6 protein-coding genes and 1 pseudogene are annotated in these 3,869 nt (G+C 62.4%); 4 read left to right on the top strand and 3 right to left on the bottom strand.

The features are described from left to right. The 3 genes and pseudogenes from VFB18_RS07420 to rpsU all read left to right on the top strand — a co-directional run. Nucleotides 1–274, top strand: a pseudogene (locus VFB18_RS07420) (5-(carboxyamino)imidazole ribonucleotide synthase); the annotation flags it as partial. Between the two features lie 37 nt (nt 275–311). Continuing rightward, entirely contained in the window at nt 312–575 is a 264-nt protein-coding gene (locus VFB18_RS07415) for a hypothetical protein (RefSeq protein WP_324972970.1), read from the top strand. Between the two features lie 143 nt (nt 576–718). Next, a complete protein-coding gene (gene rpsU / locus VFB18_RS07410) occupies nt 719–961 on the top strand; it encodes a 30S ribosomal protein S21 (protein ID WP_324972968.1) in 243 nt (80 codons plus the stop codon). 113 nt (nt 962–1,074) lie between these two features. On the opposite strand, the gene VFB18_RS07405 is transcribed toward rpsU, so the two are convergent. Both VFB18_RS07405 and VFB18_RS07400 read right to left on the bottom strand, forming a co-directional pair. Further along, nucleotides 1,075–1,935, bottom strand: a complete 861-nt coding sequence (locus VFB18_RS07405) for an alpha/beta hydrolase (protein WP_324972965.1) — start codon at nt 1,933–1,935, stop codon at nt 1,075–1,077. Between the two features lie 145 nt (nt 1,936–2,080). After that, nucleotides 2,081–2,209, bottom strand: coding sequence for a DUF3574 domain-containing protein (locus VFB18_RS07400; RefSeq protein ID WP_324972962.1), 129 nt, complete (start codon nt 2,207–2,209; stop codon nt 2,081–2,083). A gap of 407 nt (nt 2,210–2,616) precedes the next feature. On the opposite strand from VFB18_RS07400, the gene VFB18_RS07395 reads away from it, so the two are divergent. Next, nucleotides 2,617–3,009 (top strand): VOC family protein, encoded by a 393-nt coding sequence (locus tag VFB18_RS07395; RefSeq protein WP_324972959.1) that lies wholly within the window; start codon nt 2,617–2,619, stop codon nt 3,007–3,009. Nucleotides 3,010–3,031: 22 nt separating this feature from the next. Here the strand turns inward: VFB18_RS07395 and VFB18_RS07390 are convergent. Then, a partial coding sequence (locus VFB18_RS07390) for an NAD(P)(+) transhydrogenase (Re/Si-specific) subunit beta (protein WP_324972956.1) occupies nt 3,032–3,869 on the bottom strand: 838 nt, incomplete at its 5' end.

Raw genomic sequence — 3,869 nt, 5'->3', positions numbered from 1 at the left:
GATCGCGCCCCGCGTCCACAACTCGGGCCATTGGTCGCTCGATGCCTGCGCCACGAGCCAGTTCGAGAATCATATCCGCGCCATCGCCGGTTGGCCGCTGGGCGAGACCGCCCGCCACAGCGACGCGGTGATGACCAATCTGATCGGCGCCGACGTGGAGAAGTGGCTGAGTCTTGCCGCCGAGCCTTCGACCTGCCTGCACCTCTACGGCAAGGCGGAGGCGCGGTCAGGCCGCAAGATGGGCCATGTCACGCGGCTCTATCCCAAGACCTGAAGGCGCCGGCTAACCGGGCAAGCCGAGGAACAAGACCATGAAATGGATGCTGCTGGTGCTGATCTACGGGACCATCCCAGTCAAGACCGGGCTTCTCTTCGACACCATCGAGGACTGCCTCAAGGCCGAGGAAGGGATGCGCGACAGCTACCTCCGCACCTACAATGCCTGGGAGGCCTGGGCCAAGGCCAACCCCACCGAGGCCCACTACCCCGACATCCAGAAATTCATGTGGCGGCGCGATGGGATGGAAACCACCGGCACCTGCATCCCCCACGCCGAGCATGCGCCTTCGGATTGACGCAGGCGCCGGAGCGTCTGGACAACCAACGCGCGTTCTGTTAGAGCAAATCCGGATGCGGGACCTTGACCGGTTCTGGCCAGGGTCTTATTTGGCCCCCGCTCCAATCCAGAACATCAACGGCCAATCGGAGATTGAGACGCGTGCAAGTCGTCGTTCGCGATAACAATGTCGATCAAGCGCTTCGGGCGCTGAAGAAGAAAATGCAGCGCGAAGGCATCTTCCGCGAGATGAAGCTCCGCAACTACTACGAAAAGCCGTCCGAGAAGCGGGCGCGCGAGAAGGCCGAGGCCATCCGCCGGGCGCGCAAGCTTGCGCGCAAGAAGGCGCAGCGCGAAGGCGGCGGCGGCAATTCGGCCGCGAAGCCCCGCGGACCCCGCCGCTAACTGCAATTAAGACATTCAAATCTGTCCTGTCATTGCCCGGTTTGACCGGGCAATCCAGTATTCAGGCGCCGACGCCCGCTTTGCGGCAATGACAGCATGATCGGGGCGATGCCTTACCGCAGCTCGCCGCCCGCGGCGGCCGCGATCTCGACCTGCCGGCCGGCCTTCGCCACCTTGGCCGGACGCAACGCCTCGAGGAAGCCGTGAACCTTGTCGAAGGCGCCGCGGTCGTAGAGATCGTTGTGCCCGGCTTGGGGAACGACCACGAGGCTCTTAGGCTCGTTGGCGGCGTGATAGACGCGCCGCGCCTGGTCGAGCGGGATGATCTCGTCGCGCCCGCCATGAACGATAAAAAGCGGGACATTGACATCGCCGATGCGCTCGATGGTGCGGTACTGATCGACCATGATGATGCCGAGCGGAAAGCCCTTCCACAGAAGCTTGCCGACGTCGACCGCCGAGGTGAACGGCGCCTCGAGCACGAGCGCCTGCACCTCGCGCTGCAGCGAAAGCCGCGTCGCGACCGCCGTCCCGAGCGACTCGCCGTAAGCCACGATATCGCCTGGTGCCACCCCTTGCGCGCGCAGGCAATCGTAGGCGCTGACGGCGTCTGAGGCGTTGCGCGCCTCGCTCGGGCGACCCTCCGAGCCGCCATAGCGGCGGTAATTCAGCATGAACACGCCGTAGCCGGAGGACGCGATGGTCCTGATCTTGCCGGCGCGATTGGCGACGTTGCCGCTGTTGCCGGTGAAATAAAGCAGGGTCGGCTTCGTCCCCTTAGCCGGAAGGTACCAGGCAATCAGCTTGGTGCCGTCGGCCGCCTTGAATACGATCTCCTCGACGCCCGAGAGTCCCGCGTCCTTCGGCGCGACCCGAGTGCGGTCCGGGATATAGATGAAATAACGGTGCAGCAGCCGGGCAACAATGCCGATCAGCGCGAAGATGCCGAGGAGCGAGAGCAAGAGATTGAGCATGGTTCGGTGAGTACCTTTCGACTTATTGTGTTAACACCGGCTTGTGTTAATACCGGCCGATTATGCGATCCGAGTATTCGCCTTATGATGAACGCAACTTGAACGGCGCGTTCAGAAGAGAGCGGCGCGCCAGGGTCAAGCGCGGTCAAAACGAGACACACGCCGGCCGCATGACCACGCCGACCGATTGCTGCTTGAAGCGCTCCTTGTAGGCGCTGACGATGGCCTCGATCCTGTCTTTCAACTCTTCCTCCCGGGAAACCACGATCGTCACGTCCTGCTCGGCTCCTTGACCAAGGTCTCGAGCATGGTCCGTTGCGGGTGGCTGCAGGCGATTCCTTGCGCCAGAACGGGCATGGTCGTGATCAGGGCCAAGGCCCCTGCCCCCAACAGCCGAAGACAGAGCATTTTTCAGCGAAAGCTCAACCCGACTGAAGTCTATCGGCTGTTTCCTGCGCCTAGCAACGAGGATTGCGCGGCTAAAGCGTCTGCCGCAACCCCGGGAATGCCTCACGTTATAGTGGGAAATTCAGCGGGAGTTTGACGATTCTACGTTGGTTCTGAGGCGGTTAACCTTGCCGCACCCCCGGGCCGCCCCCATGATTCTCGCATCGTCGTCTGCGCTTCGCGGAACGTTAGACTGATGCGAACCGGGGTTTTCATGCTCAAGGAGATGACGACATGGCAGTCCAGTTCAACCACACCATTCTTTACGCTCATGACAGCGAGGCGTCAGCGACCTTCCTCGCCGAGATGCTTGGCCTTCCCCGTCCGGCGCGCTGGGGACCGTTCATGGTGGTCAAGACCGATAACGGAACCAATCTCGACTACATGGACACCGACGAAGAGATTGCAATCCAGCACTATGCCTTCCTGGTCGACGAGCCGGATTTCGATTCGATCTTCGAACGAATTCGCGCAAGGAAGCTTCCCTACTGGGCCGATCCAGCGCAAACGCAGCAGGGCCAGATCAACCACCGCGATGGCGGGCGTGGTCTCTATTTCGAGGATCCGAACGGGCATCTGCTCGAGATCATTACCCGTCCCTATGGCAGCGGCGGCTGGAAGCCTTGATGCGGATATCGAAGCGCCAACGCTAAAGCGACTTGGCGATTTCCTCGGTCATCTTTTTTGCGTCGCCGAGCACCATCATGGTGTTGTCCCGGTAGAATAGCGGGTTGTCGATGCCGGCATAGCCTGACGCGAGCGAGCGCTTATTGAACAGCACCGTGCCCGCCTTCCACACTTGCAGAACCGGCATGCCGTAGATCGGCGAGGACGGGTCGTCCTCGGCCGCCGGATTGGTCACGTCGTTCGCGCCGATGACATACACCACGTCGGCCTGCGGAAATTCGCTATTGATGTCCTCGAGTTCGAATACCTCGTCGTAAGGGACGTTGGCCTCCGCGAGCAGCACGTTCATATGACCCGGCATGCGGCCCGCGACCGGGTGGATCGCGTATTTCACCTCGACGCCTGCCTTCTTCAGCCCCTCGGCCATCTCGCGCAGCGCGTGCTGCGCCTGCGCCACCGCCATGCCGTAGCCCGGCACGATGATCACCTTGCCCGCGTTCTTCATCAGGAAGGCGGCATCCTCCGCCGAGCCGAGCTTGACCGGTTTCTGCTCGGCGCCGCCGGCGGGTCCCGCCACCTCCCCGCCGAACCCTCCGAGGATCACGCTGATAAAGGACCGGTTCATGCCCTTGCACATGATGTAGGAGAGGATCGCGCCCGAGGAGCCGACGAGAGCGCCGGTGACGATGAGCGCGGTGTTGCCGAGAGTGAAGCCGATGCCGGCCGCCGCCCACCCCGAATAGGAGTTGAGCATCGAGATCACGACCGGCATGTCGGCGCCGCCGATCGGAATGATGATGAGCACGCCGAGCACGAGCGAGAGGAGCGCGATCGCCCAGAAATAGACGTCGCTCTGCTGC

The sequence above is a fragment of the Methyloceanibacter sp. genome (assembly GCF_035650995.1).
In the GTDB taxonomy this organism is placed as follows: Bacteria; Pseudomonadota; Alphaproteobacteria; order Rhizobiales; family Methyloligellaceae; genus Methyloceanibacter.
Note: the sequence above shows the minus strand (reverse complement) of the source record. Positions and strands in the feature narration are given on the sequence as shown.

Coding starts and splice junctions, on each gene's coding strand:
- VFB18_RS07415 (WP_324972970.1), top strand. CDS start 312: ATGAAATGGATGCTGCTGGTGCTGATCTACGGGACCATCCCAGTCAAG.
- VFB18_RS07405 (WP_324972965.1), bottom strand. CDS start 1,935: ATGCTCAATCTCTTGCTCTCGCTCCTCGGCATCTTCGCGCTGATCGGC.
- VFB18_RS07395 (WP_324972959.1), top strand. CDS start 2,617: ATGGCAGTCCAGTTCAACCACACCATTCTTTACGCTCATGACAGCGAG.